This window comes from Mesorhizobium sp. BR1-1-3 (genome assembly GCF_020165455.1).
Taxonomy (GTDB): domain Bacteria; phylum Pseudomonadota; class Alphaproteobacteria; order Rhizobiales; family Rhizobiaceae; genus Mesorhizobium; species Mesorhizobium ciceri.
Window position 1 is genome coordinate 246,546 of the sequence record NZ_JAIUIC010000010.1, and the last position, 20,339, is coordinate 266,884.

17 protein-coding genes are annotated in these 20,339 nt (G+C 64.0%); 6 read left to right on the forward strand and 11 right to left on the reverse strand.

All coding sequences use genetic code 11. The features are described 5' to 3' along the window. The first annotated feature begins 141 nt into the window (after positions 1-141). The gene (locus LB559_RS22620) at positions 142-744 is read left to right on the forward strand and encodes a DUF6456 domain-containing protein (RefSeq protein WP_224675017.1); all 603 of its coding nucleotides are present in this window, start codon (positions 142-144) and stop codon (positions 742-744) included. 55 nt (positions 745-799) lie between these two features. On the opposite strand, the gene LB559_RS22625 is transcribed toward LB559_RS22620, so the two are convergent. The 4 genes from LB559_RS22625 to LB559_RS22640 form a co-directional block, all read right to left on the reverse strand. Then, positions 800-1,105, reverse strand: coding sequence for a hypothetical protein (locus LB559_RS22625; protein ID WP_024501751.1), 306 nt, complete (start codon positions 1,103-1,105; stop codon positions 800-802). Between the two features lie 111 nt (positions 1,106-1,216). Further along, positions 1,217-3,187, reverse strand: coding sequence for an acyltransferase family protein (locus LB559_RS22630; protein WP_063168641.1), 1,971 nt, complete (start codon positions 3,185-3,187; stop codon positions 1,217-1,219). Between the two features lie 216 nt (positions 3,188-3,403). Then, positions 3,404-3,697, reverse strand: a complete 294-nt coding sequence (locus LB559_RS22635) for a hypothetical protein (protein ID WP_013530594.1) — start codon at positions 3,695-3,697, stop codon at positions 3,404-3,406. A gap of 162 nt (positions 3,698-3,859) precedes the next feature. Next, entirely contained in the window at positions 3,860-4,606 is a 747-nt protein-coding gene (locus LB559_RS22640) for a helix-turn-helix domain-containing protein (protein ID WP_224675018.1), read from the reverse strand. A gap of 228 nt (positions 4,607-4,834) precedes the next feature. Here LB559_RS22640 and LB559_RS22645 point away from each other — a divergent pair, with 228 nt between their 5' ends. Then, positions 4,835-5,158: a hypothetical protein gene (locus tag LB559_RS22645; protein WP_224675019.1), complete on the forward strand. Its 324-nt coding sequence runs from the start codon at positions 4,835-4,837 to the stop codon at positions 5,156-5,158. Here the strand turns inward: LB559_RS22645 and LB559_RS22650 are convergent, their stop codons facing one another. From LB559_RS22650 to LB559_RS22670, 5 genes are all read right to left on the reverse strand, one after another. After that, a complete protein-coding gene (locus LB559_RS22650; protein WP_027160839.1) occupies positions 5,159-5,902 on the reverse strand; it encodes a Crp/Fnr family transcriptional regulator in 744 nt (247 codons plus the stop codon). A 1,045-nt stretch (positions 5,903-6,947) separates the two neighbouring features. After that, positions 6,948-7,067, reverse strand: coding sequence for a hypothetical protein (locus LB559_RS22655; RefSeq protein ID WP_013530600.1), 120 nt, complete (start codon positions 7,065-7,067; stop codon positions 6,948-6,950). A 109-nt stretch (positions 7,068-7,176) separates the two neighbouring features. Next, entirely contained in the window at positions 7,177-8,208 is a 1,032-nt protein-coding gene (locus LB559_RS22660) for a hydroxyacid dehydrogenase (protein ID WP_024501745.1), read from the reverse strand. A 422-nt stretch (positions 8,209-8,630) separates the two neighbouring features. Continuing rightward, the gene (locus LB559_RS22665; RefSeq protein ID WP_224675020.1) at positions 8,631-9,821 is read right to left on the reverse strand and encodes an FAD-dependent oxidoreductase; all 1,191 of its coding nucleotides are present in this window, start codon (positions 9,819-9,821) and stop codon (positions 8,631-8,633) included. A gap of 118 nt (positions 9,822-9,939) precedes the next feature. Next, the gene (locus LB559_RS22670; protein ID WP_224675021.1) at positions 9,940-11,436 is read right to left on the reverse strand and encodes a formyl transferase; all 1,497 of its coding nucleotides are present in this window, start codon (positions 11,434-11,436) and stop codon (positions 9,940-9,942) included. A 249-nt stretch (positions 11,437-11,685) separates the two neighbouring features. Between LB559_RS22670 and LB559_RS22675 the strand changes: the two genes are divergently transcribed. Both LB559_RS22675 and LB559_RS22680 read left to right on the forward strand, forming a co-directional pair. Then, positions 11,686-13,788 carry a GumC family protein gene (locus tag LB559_RS22675; protein ID WP_063168635.1) on the forward strand — a complete coding sequence of 701 codons (2,103 nt, stop codon included), beginning with the start codon at positions 11,686-11,688 and terminating at the stop codon, positions 13,786-13,788. A gap of 1 nt (position 13,789) precedes the next feature. Further along, a complete protein-coding gene (locus tag LB559_RS22680) occupies positions 13,790-15,136 on the forward strand; it encodes a VpsF family polysaccharide biosynthesis protein (RefSeq protein ID WP_224675022.1) in 1,347 nt (448 codons plus the stop codon). Here the strand turns inward: LB559_RS22680 and LB559_RS22685 are convergent. Together LB559_RS22685 and LB559_RS22690 are read right to left on the reverse strand one after the other, a co-directional pair. Then, positions 15,099-16,361, reverse strand: a complete 1,263-nt coding sequence (locus LB559_RS22685; RefSeq protein WP_027160835.1) for a glycoside hydrolase family 5 protein — start codon at positions 16,359-16,361, stop codon at positions 15,099-15,101. The two genes, LB559_RS22680 and LB559_RS22685, sit on opposite strands and share 38 nt — an antisense overlap. Next, positions 16,358-17,527: a DUF1972 domain-containing protein gene (locus LB559_RS22690; protein WP_224675023.1), complete on the reverse strand. Its 1,170-nt coding sequence runs from the start codon at positions 17,525-17,527 to the stop codon at positions 16,358-16,360. The genes LB559_RS22685 and LB559_RS22690 overlap by 4 nt, the downstream gene beginning before the upstream one ends. A gap of 336 nt (positions 17,528-17,863) precedes the next feature. Here LB559_RS22690 and LB559_RS22695 point away from each other — a divergent pair, with 336 nt between their 5' ends. After that, the gene (locus LB559_RS22695) at positions 17,864-19,033 is read left to right on the forward strand and encodes a glycosyltransferase (protein WP_224675024.1); all 1,170 of its coding nucleotides are present in this window, start codon (positions 17,864-17,866) and stop codon (positions 19,031-19,033) included. Continuing rightward, positions 19,030-20,337, forward strand: a complete 1,308-nt coding sequence (locus LB559_RS22700; RefSeq protein WP_024501738.1) for a hypothetical protein — start codon at positions 19,030-19,032, stop codon at positions 20,335-20,337. The genes LB559_RS22695 and LB559_RS22700 overlap by 4 nt, the downstream gene beginning before the upstream one ends. The last annotated feature ends 2 nt before the right edge of the window (positions 20,338-20,339 follow it).

Below are 20,339 nucleotides of genomic sequence, written 5' to 3' on the forward strand. Positions count from 1 at the left end.
GCGACGACCTCCGGTTCATTGAAGGCCAACCGAGCAGCGCTCCGCTCTGCCACCGCGTGGGGAGATGCCCGGCAGGGCCGAGGGCGCGCGAAGGATCGCCACGTGCCGGCCTCCACCACCCATCCCAACCAGGAGCCTCCCATGAGCAAAAAGACCAGACCCGCAAAACCGCAGGCGCCGAAATTGCCGAAGGGCGAGGCCGAGCAGGTGCGCATACGCCGCGAGATCGGCCATGATTTCGCGCTCAGGGATGACGCCTTCGGCCGCAAGCGGCTGGCAGCGGGCACGCTGGAGGCTGCGCGTGTCTACGAAGTGTCGAATGACGGCTACGCCGCGACCGGCGGCATCGTGCGGCTGCGTGCCATCGATGCGCTCGTCGGCATCACTTCGCTGTCGCGCCAGCAGCGCGAGGCAGGCCTGCGCTACCGCGAGGATTTCCGCCGCAGTCAGCAGGCTGATGTCAAGCCGATGCGCTGGACCGAGCGCATCGACGGCGGCCGCGAGGGCGGCGGCATCGCCGACAGCGTTCTCGACGCCGGCAGGGCCTATGCCGCCGCCACAAGAGCGTTAGGCCATTGGGAGGTGGCCGCCGTGGTACGACAAGTCTGCTGCGCGGACGGTTCCCTCAAGCGCCTGTCCGAGCAGACCGGCGAGGGCCGGAACGTGGTGACGAAGCTGCTGAAGGTGGGGCTCGATCTGCTGGCGGTGCATTATGGGATGATGATGAGGAGGCGGGTGGGGTGAGCGGCGCAAATATCCGGCCGGCGGCGCCGGCCGGATCATTTTTCACAGGATCAGATCATCGGCAGACGCGGATTTCCTCGACGATCCTGTGGTGATGGCGCCAATGCTTGACCAGTGCGATGTGGCAACGGTGGTGACGGTGGTAATAGCGCGGCCTGTAGCCGTTGTCATAGGCGTCGTACTGGTAATAAGGGCGATAGTAGCGATCGCCATAGTCGTAACCATTGTAATAATCGTCGCCGTAATAGTCGTCGGCATAGCCGCCAATGCCGATACTGATACGGCTGCGGGCGTCGGAGGGGGCGATCATCGCCGCCGCCGAAGCAATGGCGATAACCGAAACAAGCAGGAGCTTTTTCATAGCCGCCTCCTTTTCAAGGTTAGGCTAATATAACTGCCGAGTTGCAGCCTCGTTCCACAGATTCGTAAGATGTGACGAACAATGCAGACCGGGGCGCAGATGCCCAGGCGCCTAAAACAAGGCCCTTTCCAATGGCCCCGCCAGTGTCTCGGCAAAGCCCGTCGCCAGATGGTGCCTGTCACGAAACGCCAGCTTGCCTGATATGACGACGTGGCAGGAGGTCGGGCCGCAGAATTGGTTGGTGAGGTCGATGTAGCGGGTGTCGGGCACGCTGGTCACCACGGCGCGCTCGGTGGCGGCGGTGCTGTCGTTGGCGGCTTCGGCCCTTGGCGTGTCGCAGTGCGGCGAGGGTGCCTCGCGCCACCACAGGGTGCGCGCCACGCAGGAGCCGGCGAAGCTGGCGTTGATCGGCGTGTCGCGGATGACTGCCGTCTCGACACCGGCCCGGCTGAAGGCCTGCAAGGTCGAGCGCAGGCCGGCCTGCCAGCGCGCTACTTCGGCGGTGCGTTCGGCGGCGGGCAGATCGCGGGTCAGATTGCCGATGGAAAATTCGGAGATCACCACCAGGCGCGGCTTGCGGCGGATGATCTCTGATATGGCCTGCTCGCGCCAGGCGTCGCATTCGGTGTAGTCGCGCTTCAGCACCGTGTTGAAGGTGGAGAGCCGCGAGGCGCGGCACGATGATTTGAGGTAGGTGACCACCTTGGTGTCGTTGCGCCTGGCTGCTTCGATCAGCGGCGTCGACCAGTGGTCGGCGTGCGAATCGCCAAACAGCACGATGGTGCGGGTGGCATCGGCCGGGCCGAATGTGCAGGGTTTCGGCGTCACCGTTTGGAAGTCGGCCAGGCAGTTCTTGTCGACGGCCCGCGCGATGGAAGGTCTTTCGGCTGCCTGCTCGATGCCGCGCTGCTCGGGACCGATGTTGCGCGTGGCCAGATGCGCATTGGCGTAGGCGACCGCCACGCCGGCACCGGTCAGCGCCAGCGCGGGTGCGAGCGCGCGAGCGCCCACCGTCAGCCAGGCGCCGCGTCGTGCCGGGTTCTCGATGAGGTGATAGGTGAGCACCGACAGCGCCAGCGCCAGCACGCCGCAGCCCAGCCGCTGCGGCACCGTAAGATCGGGCGTCAGCATCCCGGCGTAGACGATGACCGGCCAGTGCCAGAGATAGAGCGAATAGGAGAGCGTGCCGATCCATTGCAAGGGCGGCAGCGACAAAGCGGTGGCCGGGCCAAGGACGTGCCGGTCGGTCCGCCCGTTGGTCTGTTCCCCGCAGCCGCCGCTCAGCAGCACCAGCACGGTGCCGGCAACCGGCAGCAGTGCATACCAGCCGGGGAAGGGCAGGTCCTCGCTCAACAGGCGATAGGCCGTCGCAATCAGCGCCAGGCCGAGCCAGCCAAGGGCTGGCCGCAGCCAGATGCGGTGCTGCAGCAAAGCCATGGGGACCAGCGTCGCCAGGCCGCCGGCAGCGAACTCCCAGGCGCGCAGCGGCGAGAAATAGAAGGCCCAGGCCGGCGCCGCGCTGGTCAGCCACAGGCAGGCGGCGAAGGAGGCGAGGCCGACCACGCCGATCATGGCTGCGGCCGTTCGCCGGCCCGGCCGCAGCCAGGCGGCCAGCAGAAGCAGCGCCGGCCAGGCCAGATAGAACTGCTCCTCCACCGACAGCGACCAGAAGTGGATGAAGGGATTGCTGGTGGCGTCGGCGGCGAAATAGTCGAACGACCAGCGCAGCAGCCACAGATTGATGGCATAGGCGGAGGCAAACATGGCGCCGCGCGAATAGAGCGCCTGCTCCTGCGGCGCCAGGATGAAGTAGCCGGCGGCCAGCGTGACCAGGATGACGAACAAAGCTGCCGGCAGGAGCCGCCGCGCGCGCCTGGCATAGAAGCGCCAGAGGTCGAGCCGGCCGGTCTCGCCGATCTCCTGCATGAGATGGGTCGATATCAGCCAGCCCGAGATGACGAAGAAGATGTCGACGCCGGCAAAGCCGCCGGGGAGCGCGGTGAGGCCGAAATGGTAGGCGACGACGCCGCCGACGGCGAGCGCGCGCAATCCTTGTATGTCCGGCCGGAACGATGCTGCCACGACGGCTCCCTCGTGCAAGCCCCGCCCCTGTGCAATGTCGGCGGTGCAGGCCGATATCGCAATGCAACAAATTTATCGCAGTGCAACATGGCAGAAATGGGGAGATGGGCCGGGTGCCGGCCGGGCCGATCCTTGCGTGGCTGGCTTGTCTGCACACCTGCGGCAGACGCAAAACAGCCCCGCGCGGGGCTGTTTCTCATTCGGGTTGCTGGACTGCTACTTGCTGCCGCCGTTCGCTTTCACGCTGCTGCAGAATTCGGGATGGCTGTTGGCCGCAGTGGCGTCTTTCGCCTCGTCCTCGCAGGCCTTCATCATCGCGGTCTGGTCGTCCGGCGTAAGGGCCTTCCAGGCTTTCACGAAGTCGTCGTTGCTGACCATCGTCTTCATGCTGCTATCGGTGTAGAAGGGCTGCATCTTGGCTGGATCGTCGAGAGCCGACGTTTTGGCAAACGCCGCGCCGCCGACCATCGAAAGTGCCATGGCGCCCAAGCAGATCATCTTGATGTTCATGGGTACTCTCCTGTTGCTTTGGGATCGTCGAAGCAACGATCCATTGGAAAACGACAGGTTTGGGTGAAAGTTCCGGCATTTTTTGCGCAGAAAAGCCGAAACGAGGAAAAATATAGCCGAAAAACTTGAAACTTTTCCCGATTTTTCCCGTAGGAGGCGAGTTTATCGGGTCTCTCGTGCGAGACTGACCACCAGTCGATCGACGCTGGGGTCGTCGAGGCTGACGATATGGGCCATCTGCAGCGCCCGCTTCATGCTGACCCTGGTGACGTCCTGCCGCATGATGACCGGCACAAAGGCCGGCCCCGATCCTGTGAGGACGATCGCCCTGCCGACCAGAACCGGTTCGGAGATGGGAGCCCACTGTACGGTCATGATCGAGGGCTCGCTTGTCTGGCGGCGGTTGATGCCTGTGAAATAGATCCAGTTCAGGCGCGAGATCGCTACGCCGTAGTGGTTGCCGGGCATTCTGGCGCCACCCTGGCCATCGCCCGGGGCCCACCGCGTCACCCGCCTGAAGGTGACCAGCTCGGCCTCACGTCGCAGGAAGGTGACCGAGCGCATCAGAAGGTCGGGGCGGCCGGGAACCGAAAAATAGGTGAAATAAGTGCCGCCGGCGATGGCGGGCGACGGCGGCCGCACCATGTTTTCGTACAGTGCCTCGCGCAGCGATGCGTTGCCGTCGCCCTTGGCTGCGGGAACAGCCGGCTCGCGATACAGCTCGTTTTCGTCGATCTTGAAATAATCGCAGATCAGCCTGGCGGTGGCTTTGTTGGGCACTGCCTTGCCTTGCAGATAGCGCTCGAACTGGGTGCGATTGATGCCAAGCTCACGGCACACCGCGCTGACGGAAGCGTGGCGCTGGACCAGCCGCCTGAGATTGACGGCGAGATTCTCGCGAATTGGCACGACATCTCCCCGACAGACGTACGGACCAGCATTCAAGCGATAGCTTATATACACTTGCATGCCGCGGCGCTGGCGCGAAGATGGACCTTTGGCCAATAGGCAACGATCCCGTAGAGCGTAGGCTGTACGATTCTGACAGTCCGGCTATGCAAGCCGTGTAAATGGGCGTATTTCGGTGGCAAGAGCGACCTCGGATCGGCCTCTCGACATCCTGTAATGGAGGGCGGTTTGGATCGTACCGGCCTGGTCGAGCTTCTGGACTACACGCAGGCGCAATTGACGAAGATCCGCCAGGCGGTCGCGTCAAGCGATCACGCCGGTGCCATGTTCACCATTGATTGCCTTGTCGGAGCGGCGGCCGAGCAGACGAAGTGCAAGCTTGCAAGCCTGGAGCATGCCGGCTTGCCGATCGGCAAGGATGGGCCGATCGGCAGGGATGGGCCGATCGGCAGGGATGGGCCGATCGGCAGGGATGGGCCCATAAAAGGCGGTGCGGCACCGCCCGGCAAAGCGACATCGGGCAAGCCGGATGCCGGCGGCAGCCGCTCCTGATCAGGCCGCGCCGATCTCGCCGATCAGCCTTGCATATTCGGCCTCGGCTTCGCCGTAACTGCCATTGGCGAGTTCCAGCAGCCCGGCGCGGTCGCGAATGACGATCTCGCCCCGTCTCGAGCGAATCAACGCGCGGCCTTCGAGCAATTGAAGCGCGACGGTGACGCCTGGCCGCCTGACACCAAGCATGATGGCCAGGAATTCGTGGGTGATGGCGAGATGTTCGCCGGGCACCCGGTCGTCGCACATGAGCAGCCATCGCGCCAGCCGCTCCTCGAGCTTCAGCCGCGCGTTGACGAGCGCGGTGCAGCCGGCCTGGGTTTGTAGTGCGTTGACGAAGCGCAGCAGGAACATGCGCAAGGTCGTACTTGCCTCCAAAGCTGCCTTGAAAGCGCCGGCTTCGATGCGGATCGCTTCGCCTTCGAGTTGGACAAAACAGGCATGCGGCGCACGGTCGTCGCCCATCACCAGGGAGTATCCCGTCATGCCTTCGAAGCCGATGAAGCCCACTTCGGCCTCTTGGCCGCTTGCCGTGCTGGCGACCACCGAACCAATGCCCTGTTCGATGAAGTAGACGGCCTCGATCGGAACATTCGGGGTCACCAGCATCATGCGCAATGGCAAGTCGCAGCGCTGCATGTGCGGCTCGAGCAACGCCAGATCATCCGCAGGCATGCGCCGCAGCAGTTGGTTTCGGTACGGATGGTTCCCGTCGGGATCAGAGTTTTTGTTGGGATCAGACATGGCGTGGCCCAATGCAGGGCAAGAGCCATCCAATCTCCCAGCCGTCCGTGCCCGTAAAAACGTGAGGACGATGGCCTATGTTTAGGGGCTCTGAACGCAGAAAGATATCAATGCGATATGAAATTCGAAGCACGGCGCCCCCCAACGCCTGTTCGCATATGAAAAGATCGGCCTGAATGTTAGTGTCGGAAACGTACCAAACGCCATTTGGTACAAAACCGACATATTTCACGAGAGCGCCGGATCACGCCGATAAAATCCGCTGGCCAATGAAAAGCGCCATGTCGCGCTGGGCCTGGGGACCGTTCGAAGAAGGGGGAGGACCGGGGGGAGAATTGTACGATAGTTACTGTGATGAAGGCCGATGTTGACTCTTGCTCAGCCCGATTTCATTTTTTGACCCACAGCGTCTAAAGCGCATCGCGTTTGATCCGATTTATGCGATGCGCTTTAGGGTCTTTGTTTATGCATGTCGTTCTCCCAAAGCCGAGGTCACCTTTGGACGACATGCATTAGAAAGTGGCGCTGCTCCGAAAGGGGCTTCTTATGTCGAGCCTTCGTAAGCGCAATCCCGGTCTCCATCCTTCCGATCTGCAACTGTGCCAGCGCGTCTTCGATCGGGTCTGCCTGGAGCGCAAATTTGATCGCATGTCGGGGGAGTCGGACGTGCAACTTCTGGCAGCCACGGTGTTTTCGCTGTTCCAGAATGGCTGCCGCAATGAAGGCGAGTTGCTTGAGAGTTTCAGGCGGACCCGCCAATGACCAAGGCCAGGATCACGTCCGCGGCACCGGCCGAAAACGAACCTTACGACGCTGCGGTCTTCGCCCGGAAATACGGCATGTCGCGGAAGGCCGCGGAGGTCGTGCTGTCCGCGAATGGACCGTCCAGAACAGCCTGTGACGCTGCCGCCCGCTCTTTTATGGAAGCGGTTGCCCGCAGAGCGAAGAGCAGCCATAAACACTGATGCTGCGCCTGGAGCGATTGCCGTCTCGCCGCCGACCCGCGGGCGCCTCCAATGCTACCTTCATCGAACACCGTGAGGCGTCAGCCTGCCGGGCCTGTCGGGCCGATCGGACCGGTCACTCCTGAAGTGGCTTGCTGCGCCGTCACGGCGGAGAGTTTCTGCCGTTTGAGCAGCATCGGCTTTTCATAGATCTTCTTCATGGTCACGGCCTCCCTCCGCAAAGTTCGATTGCGGTAGCGTCATCGCCGGCCGCGCTCCTGTCAAGCCGACCTGGTCGAGGGCCGGCCAACCCGAACGAAAATCCACGCCTCAATTCCTGTCGGCCGGCTTGGAACGCATGCGCGAAACCGTCTCGCGCTCGGCGCGTTTGGAGCGCAGCGGCGGCAGGTCGCGGTCGATCAGGTCCATGTCCTCCAGCACCATATCGCCCATGCGCTTGAAGGCGATGTCGAGCGCGCCGGCGCGGTGAGCCGAGCGCAGGAAGCCGGGCAGGGCGCGCACCGGATGGTCCCGCGCCAGCGGTTCTTCGGGGAAAACGTCGCTGGCGGCGACGATGTGGCCGCTCTTCACCGCCGCCATCAGCGCCGGGAAGTCCACCACGCCGGCGCGGCTGAGCAGGATGAAGGCAGCGCCCTTGCGCATGCCGGCAAAGGCGTCGGCACCGAGAAAACCCTGGTTCTCGCTGGTCACCGAGGCAACGACGAAGATGAAGTCGCTGGTCGACAGCACCTCGTCGAGGGAGGCCGGCTCGACGCCATTGTCGATGAGGATCGATGGCGGCAGCCACGGATCGAAGACTTTGGTGCGGGTGCGGAAACCCGACAGCAGCCGGTTGAGCGCCCGGCCGAGATCGCCGAAACCGATGATGCCGACATCGGCGCCAGACAAGAGCCGCGCCGTCTGGTTGCCGTCGCCGCCCCACAGTTCCTGTCCCTGGCGGAAGGCGAGGTCGGCATCGACGATGCCGCGGGCGAGATTGAGTGCCATGGCAAGGCCAAGCTCCGCGACCGGCTCGGCGAACACCAGGCCGGTGGTGACGACATGGATGCCGCGCGCGAACAACGTCTCGTAGGGCATGTTGTTGATGAGGTTGGTCTCGACATTGAAGACGCAGCGCAGCGCCTTCATCCGGTCGAGCGTTTCGGGCGATATGGGCGGCTGGCCGATGATATAGCGCACCTCGGCCAGCACGTCGGCCGGCAGTTTCGCGACGCCGTCAGCGGTCGTCTCGACGATGCGATAGTGCGCCTTGAGCCGCGCCAGCTGCCGGGCTGTGAAGATCAGGTCGAGCGTGCGTGGTTCAGGCGCACTGATGACCAGCGGCAAGGCGCTGTTGGACATGACTATTCCCTCTGTTCCCCAATGGCCAAAATACCTTGGATGAAACGATTTACAACATCGCGCGGCCGAGGAGCGCGCGATTGGCGCTGGGATGAGGTGCCCTGTCGGAGCCGATATGTGCCGGCAATGCAACAGTGAAGAATCGTTTGACCGCGATGGCGTGGATACGACGTAAGAACCAGTAATGGCACAATTGACACGGGGCTGGGAATTGGTTCTGCTGGCGCCGTATCAATTCGGAGGGCACTTTACAGTGAAGAAATACGAGAAACCAACCTTGCAGAAGCGCGACAGGCTTTCGGGTGTCACGGCCCAGACTGCCCCATCGACACCTCCGCCGGCCGTCAGTGATTGATTGGCGTCTGACGCATTCGCCTGACAAGGGCAATCAATATCGGCGATAGGGCGCCACTGGTCGCGCCCTATCGCATATTGGCCACGGGTGCCCGCCGTTGTCCCAGATGCCGGACCTTACGGCCGATGATCATCAGCTGGCGCGCGGTGTTGTTGCGCAGGCGCCGCACGCGCCATTCCAGCCCGGTGTCGGCGGTAATCGACTTGGCATAGTAACTGACCCGCATGCCATCCTCATCGGCAGCCACCTTGACCGGGTCGTCATAGAAGGCGTTGATCTTGTCAGCCGCCATGCCTGGAGTTTCGAGCCAGCGTGGAATGTGAACCGAATGGAGCTGATCGACATCGGTCATCACGCGGCCGATGCCGACGCCCGGCGTCGGACACGTGGTACAGAAAGCATCGCCGATGAAGATGACCCCGTCGCGGCGATGGCCTTGCGTCGTGCTCAGACTGATCTGCCTGATCTCGACAGGACTCGCGACTTCGAAGTTGCCGCATCGCACGGCTATTTCGGGCATCAATTCGCAGAGCATCTTTTGCGGCTCCTGGCGGAACGCCCGCGTCCACGGCTCGGCCACATTGCGATAGAGGAACATGTTCGCCCGCATCTTGTCGCCGAGGGGAAAGATGCTGATGTAGGCGATACGGTCGGCGGCCCGCCTGCTGTAGCAGGTGACGGACTGATGACCGAAATCGCTGGGCGAGATGGCGAGGTCGAATCCCATCGACAGTGAATGCGCCTTCGATTGCTCGATACGCTCGACGCCGACGGCGCGCCGCACCGCCTCGCCGTGACCGGTTGCCACCACCAGCAGGCGGGCATCGATGACGGTGCCGTCGGCCAGCACAAGCCGCTGCCGGTCCGGTCCAGTCGAGACTTCGGTTACCTTGCCGACCGTCAGCGGCACTTGCGCAGGCAAGGCGTCGCGCAGGCCATTGATCAGCGCGCCATAGGAGAATGTGAATTCAGCCTTCTTCTCATGCGCGAAGAACTGGCCGAGGCGAAAGACATGCGTGTCGGTCGTGGAGGTGACGAGACGCTTGAGTGTCGCATCGAGGCCGAGCTTTTCGAACAGCAGCATCTGGTCCATGCCGATCTTCTCGGCCCGGAATTCCTCATGGTGGACGCGGTGCGGATCGATCAGCGCCACCTTGCGGCCGGCTCGTCCCAACAGAATTGCCAAGGTCGTGCCGGCCATTCCGGCACCGACGATCGCCACATCGACTTGGGCCGGGCCAGCCTCTGAGATACTCATTTTGCTGCTCTTTCTGATGGCAACGGCGCGTTTCACAATCTCCGGTAGAAAATATCTTCCGGACCTAAATCAACCGCAAGCAACCGGCGCGCGTGCTTGGTAGTAACCAATGTTTAGGTTAATCGCGGGTCCGCTGCTTCCAGCGCGGTGCGATCGCCGAGCCATCGATGAACTCAAAGCCGCCAGCCTCGTTGAGCGTGTGAAGTTTACGCCCACTCCATAGCGCACCTGGATTTAAGATGGTTTCAACGACCTGCTCCATGCCGATCAAATCAAGGTGAGAAATGCGTGCGATGCCAAGCGCCGCGCCATAGCTCCTGCGGCAGTCCTGGACCGGGCGCAGCAGGTCGTTGCCGCGCCTGACCATGCGGCCGGCCGGCCGCGCCGAGGCGATATCGATCAGCACGGGATTTTTGGGGTGCGGCGTCCAGGGGCCGCGAAAATCCGGCGCCGACCACAGATGCAGCGCGTCGGAGAAGGCGCCGCCGCCGTCGCGGACGGTGGCGAACAGCCACCAGGCGCCGCCATGCTCGACAAGCGTGGCGTCGCTGGCGACGACACCGGACAGAAGCGTCGCCTCCTTGACCCATCCGCCGGGAAAAGCTGTGGCCCGGTAGAGATCGACCGTGCCGTTGGCGCAGCTTTCCGGCACCATCCAGACCTCGCCGCCGCGCTCGAAGACGAAGGGGTAGGAGAGATGGTAGGGCAGCTCCAACACCGGTTCAGGCCTTCCGAGCGGGCCTGCCGGGCCGAAGGGAACGGCGGAGATGATGGCTTTGCCGAGCCGATGGATATAGTCCTCGACGAATAGGGTCAGTTGGCCCTGGTAGAGGATGGGGAACGGATCGGCGTAGAAGCGGCTGCCGTCGTCCGGCAACTCTTGCCAACCCGACGCCGGATGCGCGCGCAGCTCGAACAGATCGCGGCTCCCGGTTTGCCGCCAGCCGACCTTCCAGTGCGGCGCGTTGTAGCAAAGGTGATAGATCTTCTGGATGATCCGCCGCGCCAGCGCCTTGCCGGCCCTGACCCCAAGCTTGCCCGCCGAGGGCATTGGCGGCGGGCCACCCACCTGCGCCGGTTCGGGCAGATCAGGCACGGACTTTGCCGCGCCTGACATGGCAGCTATGATCAGGCTTGCTGTGCGCGCCAGCATATCCTGGAAGGACGCCAGCGCGATGCCGCCATATTCGGTGCCCAGACGCCCGGCGGCGATCGCAACGCCGTTCTCCTCGATGCGGGCAAGCGGCGTGCGACCTGCGAGGATCAGGGCCAGCAAGGCCGCTTCGCCGCTGGCGCCGTCATAGGTGACGCGCCAGATCCGTGTGTTTTCCAGCCTGACATCGCCGCAGAGGTCGATGACCAGGTCAGGCGAAGCGGGGGACTGCCGGTAGGGCGCGAGCGCCGAAAGCGGCACACGCTTGGCCAGTCCATCGTGGGACAGTCCGTGGATCGCCGTTTCGAGTTGAAACAGGGCCGCGGCGCTGCGCGGAATGCCGCCGCCCGCCGGCCTGACATCGACGGACAGTTCGACGTCTTCGAGCGCGGCGAGGCGCTCCAGCAGCGTGACGTGAAAGGCGCGGACGCAGTCGCCGTCCAGGCGGAGGCTTATCTGCATGTTGGAGGTCCGAAAAGGCGGTGCCCGGCCTTGCCGGCCAGGCCGGTCCGGTCAAATTGTAACCCCATTTGCATTCGTCTCCGCTCGCTGCGTAGCAAACACCTCGATATGTATATTTTTAAGCAAACCGCGTGCCAAAATTCACGTCACCTCTCAACATAATTAACAATGTTTTAACAGTTGGAGGAATAGCTAGGTTAGCGCCGCAAACTGATCTTGCCGGCATATGGAGTATTGTCGGAGGCAGCCATGCAATCATCCCTGCCCATGGTTCCTCAGCAACACTCCCCAGATCCGGCACGCGCGGGATCATATGCAGCCTCCACTGTCGAACTGGGCGATCTGAAGCGCATCCTGGTGCGCCGCCGGTTCTGGATCTTCGGCACCGTCGCACTGCTGACGCTGGTCGCCCTGCTCTACGGCCTTTTCACACCGGCGCTCTACAGCTCGGCGGCGGAAATCCTGATCGATCCGCAGGACCTGCAGGTGGTCACCAACGACGTCAATCCCAGCCGTATCTCACCCGATGGCGGCATCACGCAGGTTGAGAGCCAGGTCAGCGTGGTCCAGTCGACAGGCGTGCTGATGCGGGCGATCGCGGCGACAAACCTGACGCAGGATCCGGAATTCAATGGGCAGGGCTTGCTGTCGCGCCTGCTCGGTTCGGCATCAGCCGAAGGCGACAGGTCGGTGCAGACACTCGACGCACTGCGCCGGCGCCTGGCGGTGAAGCGGGCCGACAAGGTCCTGGTCCTCGACGTCATCGTCACTGCCAAGAGCGCCGACAAAGCCGCCCTCCTGGCCAACGCCATCGCGCAGGCCTACCTGGTCGACCAGGCGAGCGCGCGCGCGAAAATGGCCAAGGACGCTTCCGAGTCGATCACCGCGCGGCTGGACGAGCAGCGCAAGCGCGTCCAGCAAGCCGAAAACGCCGTCGAAGCCTACAAGTCCGCCAACAACATGGTGATGGCGGCAGGCAATCTGGTCAGCGACCAGGAACTGACCGAGATCAACACGCAGCTTGCGGCGGCGCAGAGCCGCACCGCGGCGCTGAAGGCGCAGGTCGACCAGATGCGCCGGCAGAGCGGCACGCCGGACGCAACTTCGGAAGCAATGCGCTCGGCGGTGATCTCGAGCCTGCGGGCGCAAGAGGCGACGTTGGTCGACCAGGTCTCGCAGCTCGGCACGGAGTTGGGGCCGCGTCATCCCTCGCTGATCGCAGCCCAGCAGCAACTGCGCGACACGCGCCAGCTGATCGCGCGCGAACTTGGCCGCATCGCCACCGCCACCGAGACCGACTACGAACGGGCGCTGGCCAACCAGCAGGCGCTGGAAGCCAAGGTCGCCGGCATGAAGAGCAAGTCGCTCGACACCGATCAGGCCTCGGTGCGGCTGCGCGAATTGCAGCGCGACCTCGAGGCGCTGCGTTCCGTCTACTCGAACTATCTCCAGCGCGCCCAGGAGACGCGCGAGCAGATCAATGTCGACAGCACCAATGCGCGCATCATCTCCAACGCCATGCCCGCCTTGAAGAAGAGCTGGCCGCCTCTGCCGCTGCTGTTGCTGGGCGCGATATTCGGCGGCCTTGGGCTCGGCACCGGTCTGGCGCTGATCGCCGAATATTCCTCGCCGACGGTGCTTTCCAGCGCCCAGATGCAGTCGGCCATCGACGCGCCGGTGCTGGGCGTGGTGCCGGCAAAGTCGGACACAGGCCGGCGCTGGTGGCCTTTCGGCGGGGCGCGCGCCGCCGCCTCCAGCCAGAAGACCGATGCCGTCGTCGGCCTTGCGCTGAGGCGCATGTTCAGTTCGGGCCAGCGTCCGGCGGACTGGCCGCTGGTGCCTTCCATCTTGGTGACATCGTCGCCGGGCGAGGGCGCGCAGCGTAGCCGGGTGGCGCGGCTGCTGGCCAATGCCGCGGCATCCAGGGGCAGCCGTGTGCTGTTCATCGATGCCAATGCTGGCGGCGGCGGCCAGAAGGATCCGCAGCCGGGGATCCTCGATGTTCTGCGCGGCGAGTACGCGTTCGAGGCCGTCAGCCATTACGCCGCCGGCAGCAACGTTGCCGTGCTGGGCAGGGGACGCTCAAAGGCGGTCTTCCAGGAAGCCCATGGCATCTATTTTGCGCAGCAGATGCTGGCGCGGGCCAGCCGGAGCTTCGAGCTCGTCGTCATCGACGGTGGCGCGCTGGCCGACAATCTCAATGCCTCGCCGCTGGTCGCCATGGCCGACGAGATCGTGCTCGTCGCCACGCTGAACGCCACCCCGATGCGCGACGTCACGACGACTTCGCAGGCGGTCTCCGTGATGGGGCGCCTGCCGACAGCCGCCTTGCTGGTCGACGAGGCCGCCTGATATGGTGGCCAGTTGGAGCGCAAGCGCTTCGAACCATGGTGCTGCCGCACCCCGTGCCGGCACGCCCATCTCCGGCACCTCGGTCGATGCGCTGACGCGCTTCGGACTGATCGCGGCGGTAGCGGTGCTGTTCAGCATCTCGGGGGGCATGCTGTGGCTGGTCGGCTACAATTATGATGGCCTGTTCGGCAACCCGGCGACCAAGATCCACCCGTCCACCTATCTCATCGTCCTGCTGCTTGCCTGGCGCTCCTGCGCATCAGGCAATCCGGTCGGCCATATCGTCCATCTCGCCGACAGGCGGCCGGCCAGCGCGCTGATGGCCGCCATATCGATCGTGCTTCTGGTTGTCGTCATCGCCAGGCAGCGGCCAGGTATGGCCGGCATGATCGATACGTTCGTGGCTGCGGCACTTCTCGTGCTGATGCTCAGCGAGGACGACGAACGGACCTTCGCCGGACTGCAGACCGTCGTCCACGTGGTCATGACGGCGAATGCCTTGCTTGCCCTTTTCGAGTTCGCCACCAAGACGCTTATCTTCCCCTATCGCCTCGACGGCGTGGCGTTTACCACCGATCTGCGCTCGAGCGCGCTGCAGGGGCATCCGCTTGCCAATGCCATGGTGACGTCGATCTATGTGCTTGCGCTGCTCTCCGGTGCCAGATCCCTGTCGATGCCTGTGCGGATAGGGTTGATCGGCTTGCAATGCGCGGCACTCGTCGCCTTCGGCGGCCGCACGGCGATGGTGACGACGGTGGTGCTCGGCGGCTGCTACCTGCTTTTTCAGGGCATCACCAAATTGCGCCAGGGCCGCGTCAATCTCCTGGGTGCGGCACTCGGCTTCATGCTCGCCGCCCTGCTGCCGGTCGTCATCATCGTGGCGGCATATCTGGGCTTTTTCGACGCGCTGCTGGAGCGCTTCGTGTCGGACAGCGGCAGCGCCAATGCCCGGGTCGAGATGTTCGAGCTCTTCAAGCACCTGGAATTGCGCGATCTGATCGTGGGGCCGGATGTCGACCTGATCGACAGCCTGCGCCGCATCAACGGTCTTGAACAGGGCATCGAGAACCCGATCATCCGCACGGTCCTTTATCAGGGCGCCTTCTTCACGCTTTTGCTGACGTTCGGCTTCGTGCTGTTCCTGTTCGAGGTGGCGCGCCGCTGCCATCCCGGCATCTGGCTGCCGATGCTGGGCTGGGTCATCCTGATCAACACTTCGGAAAGCGTCGCGTCGAAGACGACGCTGCTGACCAAGTTCGTGGTGCTGGCATTGGTGCTCTATCGGCCGGCGCGGACAGCGTTCAGGCCGGTCAGTCCGCCGGCATGGTCAGGCCAAGCGCCGCGATGATATCGGGGTCCAGCGCCCGGGTGGTGTCGTCCATCATGCCCATGCCATCGAAGAGATCCCACAGTGCCCAGGCGAAGCCGAGTTCCTCGGCGCTCCGCCTGACATCGGCGATGTAGCGCCCGCGATCCGGGTTGGGCGCGGCGACATAGCGGGCGTCGGTGCGCAGCGCGCCGAACTCGCCCATGATGATGCGTTCCGGCGCAAGGCTATGGCCGTCGGCCCAATCGCGGACCTGGCGAAGATATTTGTCGACAAACCAGCGGTCGGGCTGGGCGTCGAAATAGACTTTCAGCACACGCTCGGTCTCGGCATAGGCTGCTTGCTTGGCGTCTTCAGGGGTTTCGGTGTCCTGCGCCATGCGCGCCCTGACCGATGCCAGCGTCTGTTGCAGCGAGCCGGCGGATGCCGGCCACGGCACATTGTTGAGCGACCGATAGACCGGCTCGCGCATCCAGGGCGCGCCCTGATGGCTGAACAGATAGGGCTCATAGAAGTGGAAGGTGAACAGGATCGGCTCGAAGGGCGACAGCGGGCCCGGATCGAGCGCGGTCAGTCCGCTCACCATCGAGCCGCAGCCTCCGGTGACGACCAACGGCAGGGTCGCTGCCGATGCCCTTGCCGCGGTCAGAAGCGCGAGCTGGATTTGCAACCAGACGTTCGACGCGCAGGCCTGCGCCGGTTCGTTGACCGGCTCGAGCGCCACCCTGCCGGGCTGGAACCGCGCCAGCCTGCCGGCAAGCTCGCCGACCAGCCCGCGATAGAGATCGAAAGCGGGTGCGGCGGTGCTGGAGACCATGCGGTCGGGGTTCCAGTAATGGGTGGCAGCGTTGGCCTGGATGTTGACGATGATGCCAAGATCGGCGTCGAGGGTGGCGGTGACGGCGGCGTCCAGCATGTCCAGCAACTGACTGCGCGTCTTGGCGTCGGCGGCCAGGAAGGGGCCGGGATCGATGGGCAAGCGGATGAAATCGAGCCCGGTCTCGCGCAACCGACGCAGGTCGTCTGGGGTCGGCACCGGCCGTTGCGACTGGAAGGGCGGCCAGCCGTAGTCGGTGCGGGGTGCGGGAAATTCACGCGTCAGCGAGAACCAGGGCCAGGCGTTGACGCCGCGCCGAAACCGCGTCCCGGCGGCGGCGCGAGCGATTGGTGCGACCGGGAGCGAGCCGAGAGCCGCTGCAGTGGACAGCGCGGTCCGCAGCACCCGCCGGCGCGACCAGCCTATCATACGGTTCCTGGCGATGCGTGATCCATCGCAGTGGTCTTGGCGGCGGTCATGCCGAGCAGATGATAGGCCTCGTTTTCATAGGCGAGCAGGACATCGTCCCAGCGAAAGGCTTCGCGGGCCCGCGCCCTCGCGGCAACGCCGCAGGCCTTGACCAGGGCATCATCGTCCAGCGCCTGCTGCATCCGCTCGGCGCAACTGTTCTTGTCGGTGAAGTAGATCGCCGCAGCCCCTGCGGTCCACCTGTTGTAGGGATTGTCATGCGCGATCACCATGTTGCCGGCCGCCAGCGCCTCGACCAGCGACGGGTTGGTCCCGCCCACCGTGTGGCCGTGCAGATAGGCGCGGGCGTGGAAGCGCAGGGCCTTCACCGTTGCCTGGTCGTAAATGGCGCCCGGCAGCACCACCGAGCCGTTCGCCGCCTTGCGGATGGCGGCATGGTAGGGGATGTCGTCGGACAGCGTTCCCAGCACCACCAGCTTCATGTCGCGCTTGGTGGAGCAAAAGGATTCGACAATCGGCAGGATGTTGTTGTCGGGTTCGATGCGCGCGATCGAGATGAGATAACGCCCGGGCTCGAGGCCGAGCGCCCGGACCGGCGCCTCGGGCGCTGATGCCACCGGATCGGCGCCATAGGCGATGGTGGCGATGGCGCTGCGCGGCCGGCGCGTCGCCAGGTGATCGGCGATGGCGGGATGATCGGCGACCAGCCGATGCGAGGCCCAAGCGCCGATCCATTCGTTGAGCCAGAACCAGGTTCGCGCCGCCATCCCCCATTTGGGGCGACGCCACTCGATGCCGTCCATGTTGGTGAAGATCTTGCGCCGCTTCAGCCTGAGCCAGGTCAGGAAGACCGCGCCATTGTAGCCGAGCACCAGGCAAACGCCCGATCGCCTGGCAGCATCGCGGGCGCATTGCCAGTCGAATTCCAGGGTCGCGCGCGGTCCCTTGGAGGCGACCTGGATGTGAATGAGCTCGATGCCGCGCCAGGTTTCGCTGCGCACCCGCTGGTCGATCCGCTCGACCTCATCCTGGCAATAGACGCCGACCTTCCAGCCGCGCCCGACAAGAAACAGCGCCAGTTTTTCGGCAAAGGTTTCAAAGCCGCCATGGGCCGCGGGTATGCCGCGGGTCCCCAGGATTAGAATGGCGGGCTTTTCTGGTTTCACGGCCGGCGGCACTTTCACACATCTCATATATTAGATATTGCTTAATTTATAATGAGCAGACCGCAACTTTCGTGCCATCTTCCGATTTCGGTATCCTGGGAGGGGATCATGGCGCGGGGTTGTAAAAAAACGGTGTTGAACCCGGTGGTTGTTTCATTCTCGGTCAACCCTTCTGTGCGTAGCTGTATCGAAACGAAGCAATGCCAGGGGCGTACGGCCGGCAGTCGGACATATCGAACCGATAGGCGGACATATCGAACCAGGCATGATTCTTGCGGACGGGGTTCTGCCACAATCGCCCAGCGCGATGGTTGCAGCACCCGGCGGGAAACAAAGATGCGGATTGCCTGCGTTCATCAGGGTTATGAACTCTATGGTTCTGACCGCAGCTTCGCGGAGAGCGTGGCTGCGCTGCGCGCCGCGTTTCCGTCGGCCGACATCGAGGTGGTCTTGCCGCGCAGCGGGCCGATCGTCCAGATCCTGGAAGCGCATGCCAGCCGGATCGTCTTCGAACCGCTCTGGGTGTTGAGGCGCCAGGCCATTGCGCGCCTTGCGACAGTCGAGATGGCGCGATTGCCGGTTGCCGTGTTCAGGGCGTGGCGGCGCCTCAAGGCCTGCGACCTCGTCTATGTCAACACCTCGATCGTTGCCGACTATGCGCTGGCCGCGCGCTTGCTGCCTTACAAGGCCGTCCTGCACATCCACGAAATCCCCGAAGGCGCCATGCGCAGGGTACTTGTCGGCCTGATGCGCTGGAGCCATGCGGATCTGATCTTCAATTCGCGCGCGACACGCACCGCGTTTGGCGATCCCAAGGCGGCGCGCGCATATGTCGTCTACAACGGCGTTGCCGGGCCGGCGGCGGTCGAACCAATGACGTATGACGGCAAGCGCCCATTGCGGGTGCTGCTGCTCGGCCGCATCAACCGGATCAAGGGGCAGGAGGTCCTGCTGGAGGCGATCGCCTCGATGCCGGCAGAACTCCAGGCGAGGGTCGAGGTCAGGCTGGTCGGCGGCGCCTTCGAAAGCACCGAGCGCGAGCGTGCGCTTGCCGAACTGGTCGAAACCATGGGGCTTGTCGAGCGCGTCGGAGTCCTGCCTTTCATTCCCGATCCCTCGGAGCATTATCGCTGGGCCGACATCGTCACCGTGCCGTCGCGGCGTCCGGAATCGCTGGGCCGCGTCGCCATCGAGGCGATGGCTTATGGCCGGCCGCCGCTTGTGTCGGCGATCGGCGGGCTGGTGGAAGTGGTCAGCGACGGGCAGACCGGCTGGCATGTTCCGCCCGGCGACGCAGTAGCTCTTGGCGCGAAATTGCAGGAGATCATCCTCGCCCCTGAGGCCTGGCGCGGGTTTGTCGCTGCCGGGCGCGCGCGCTACGAGGCGATCTTCAGCGAGCCGGTCGCGGCCGCGGCGATCACCGCGATCGCCGCCGAAAAGCTGAAGACGACCATCGCGCGGCCGGGCAGGGCGCCCGCTGCCCGCGCAGCGGAGACACGGCCGTGAAGTTAGCGTTTCCGAGCCATCTGGTTCGACGCCTCGTGCTGATGATCGGCGGCGAGGCGATGCAGAGCGGCTTTCATTTCGCCCTCAACATCATGCTGTTGCACATGCTGTCCGCGCAGGGCTACGGCCTCTTCGCCATCGGCATGGTGATGGGCGGGGTCGGCCTGTCCTATATCAGGTCGCTCACCGCTGTTCCCGCCAGCATCTGGATGAGCAAGAGCACCAACAGCGCCGGCGTCGATACCTATGACGTGGCGTTCGGAACGGCGGCGCTGATCGTGGCGTTGCTGATGGCCGTCGGCACGGCTGTTCTGATGCATGTCCTTGGAGATCCAAGCGGAATTGCCGCCGGCTGCTTCGTCGGTGCCTGGTCGTTGCGCAGCCATATGCGCACGGCTTTCTTCGCACGGCGCCAGCAGGTTGTCGTCTCCATCAGCGATGGCGCTTTTACAGTCGCCGGCTGTGTCCTGACCGGGCTGTCGATCTGGTTGGTCCAAGACCCGCTGCAGACCGTATTCTATGCACTTGCAGCCGCAAATGTGTTCGGCATTTTCGTCCTGGTCCGCCTGGCTCGGCGCTCGCTTCGCATCAGCTTCCGCATGCCGACGCGCCGACGCTATGTCAGGCTCTGGCCCCAACTGCGCTGGTCGGCATTCAGCGCGACCACCACCAACATCCAGGGTCAATGTCTGGCGCTGCTGGTCGCCGGCATTGCCGGGCCAGCCGCCTACGCACCGCTGGCGGCGGTTCTGGTGCTGTTTGCTCCGCTGCGCATCATCAGCCTTGCGTTCGTCAACATGACGCAGCCGGATCTCGCCAGGCTGATGCGGAACAATGAAACAGGCCGTGTCTGGACGCAGGCCAAGATCTGGGCGCTCGTCATGGGGCTCGGCGGCCTTGCTTATGGATGTGCGATCATGTTCGTCCTGCCGATGATAAAATCCCAGGCTCTCCAGGACGCTTCGACCTGGTTCATTGGGCTTTTCGTGATCGCGAATTTTGTCCCGATCATGCTCTATATCATGCCCCGCATCGTGCTTGAGATACTCGGCGATTTTCGGATCGTCGCGTTCATCACCACGGGCGGCGCGGTCGTCGGGCTGGCGCTGATCGCGGCCCTGCTGGCAATCGCGTCTCCGCCGTGGGCGTTGTTGGGTTCCGCCGTCTCGGAGATGTTCGTGCTCGTGGCATCGTGGTATTTCGCGCATCACCGCATGTGGAATATCGAGCATCCCGATGAGGCGCGCGACAGCCGGTTGGGCGCGTGGCGGCGGACCTTGCCGTTCGCTACGGCAAAGCGATAGGA

Coding starts and splice junctions, on each gene's coding strand:
- LB559_RS22655 (WP_013530600.1), bottom strand. CDS start 7,067: ATGAAGAAGATCTATGAAAAGCCGATGCTGCTCAAACGGCAGAAACTC.
- LB559_RS22685 (WP_027160835.1), bottom strand. CDS start 16,361: ATGATAGGCTGGTCGCGCCGGCGGGTGCTGCGGACCGCGCTGTCCACT.
- LB559_RS22665 (WP_224675020.1), bottom strand. CDS start 9,821: ATGAGTATCTCAGAGGCTGGCCCGGCCCAAGTCGATGTGGCGATCGTC.
- LB559_RS22650 (WP_027160839.1), bottom strand. CDS start 5,902: ATGTCTGATCCCAACAAAAACTCTGATCCCGACGGGAACCATCCGTAC.
- LB559_RS22620 (WP_224675017.1), top strand. CDS start 142: ATGAGCAAAAAGACCAGACCCGCAAAACCGCAGGCGCCGAAATTGCCG.
- LB559_RS22695 (WP_224675024.1), top strand. CDS start 17,864: ATGCGGATTGCCTGCGTTCATCAGGGTTATGAACTCTATGGTTCTGAC.
- LB559_RS22680 (WP_224675022.1), top strand. CDS start 13,790: ATGGTGGCCAGTTGGAGCGCAAGCGCTTCGAACCATGGTGCTGCCGCA.
- LB559_RS22660 (WP_024501745.1), bottom strand. CDS start 8,208: ATGTCCAACAGCGCCTTGCCGCTGGTCATCAGTGCGCCTGAACCACGC.
- LB559_RS22625 (WP_024501751.1), bottom strand. CDS start 1,105: ATGAAAAAGCTCCTGCTTGTTTCGGTTATCGCCATTGCTTCGGCGGCG.
- LB559_RS22670 (WP_224675021.1), bottom strand. CDS start 11,436: ATGCAGATAAGCCTCCGCCTGGACGGCGACTGCGTCCGCGCCTTTCAC.
- LB559_RS22675 (WP_063168635.1), top strand. CDS start 11,686: ATGCAATCATCCCTGCCCATGGTTCCTCAGCAACACTCCCCAGATCCG.
- LB559_RS22635 (WP_013530594.1), bottom strand. CDS start 3,697: ATGAACATCAAGATGATCTGCTTGGGCGCCATGGCACTTTCGATGGTC.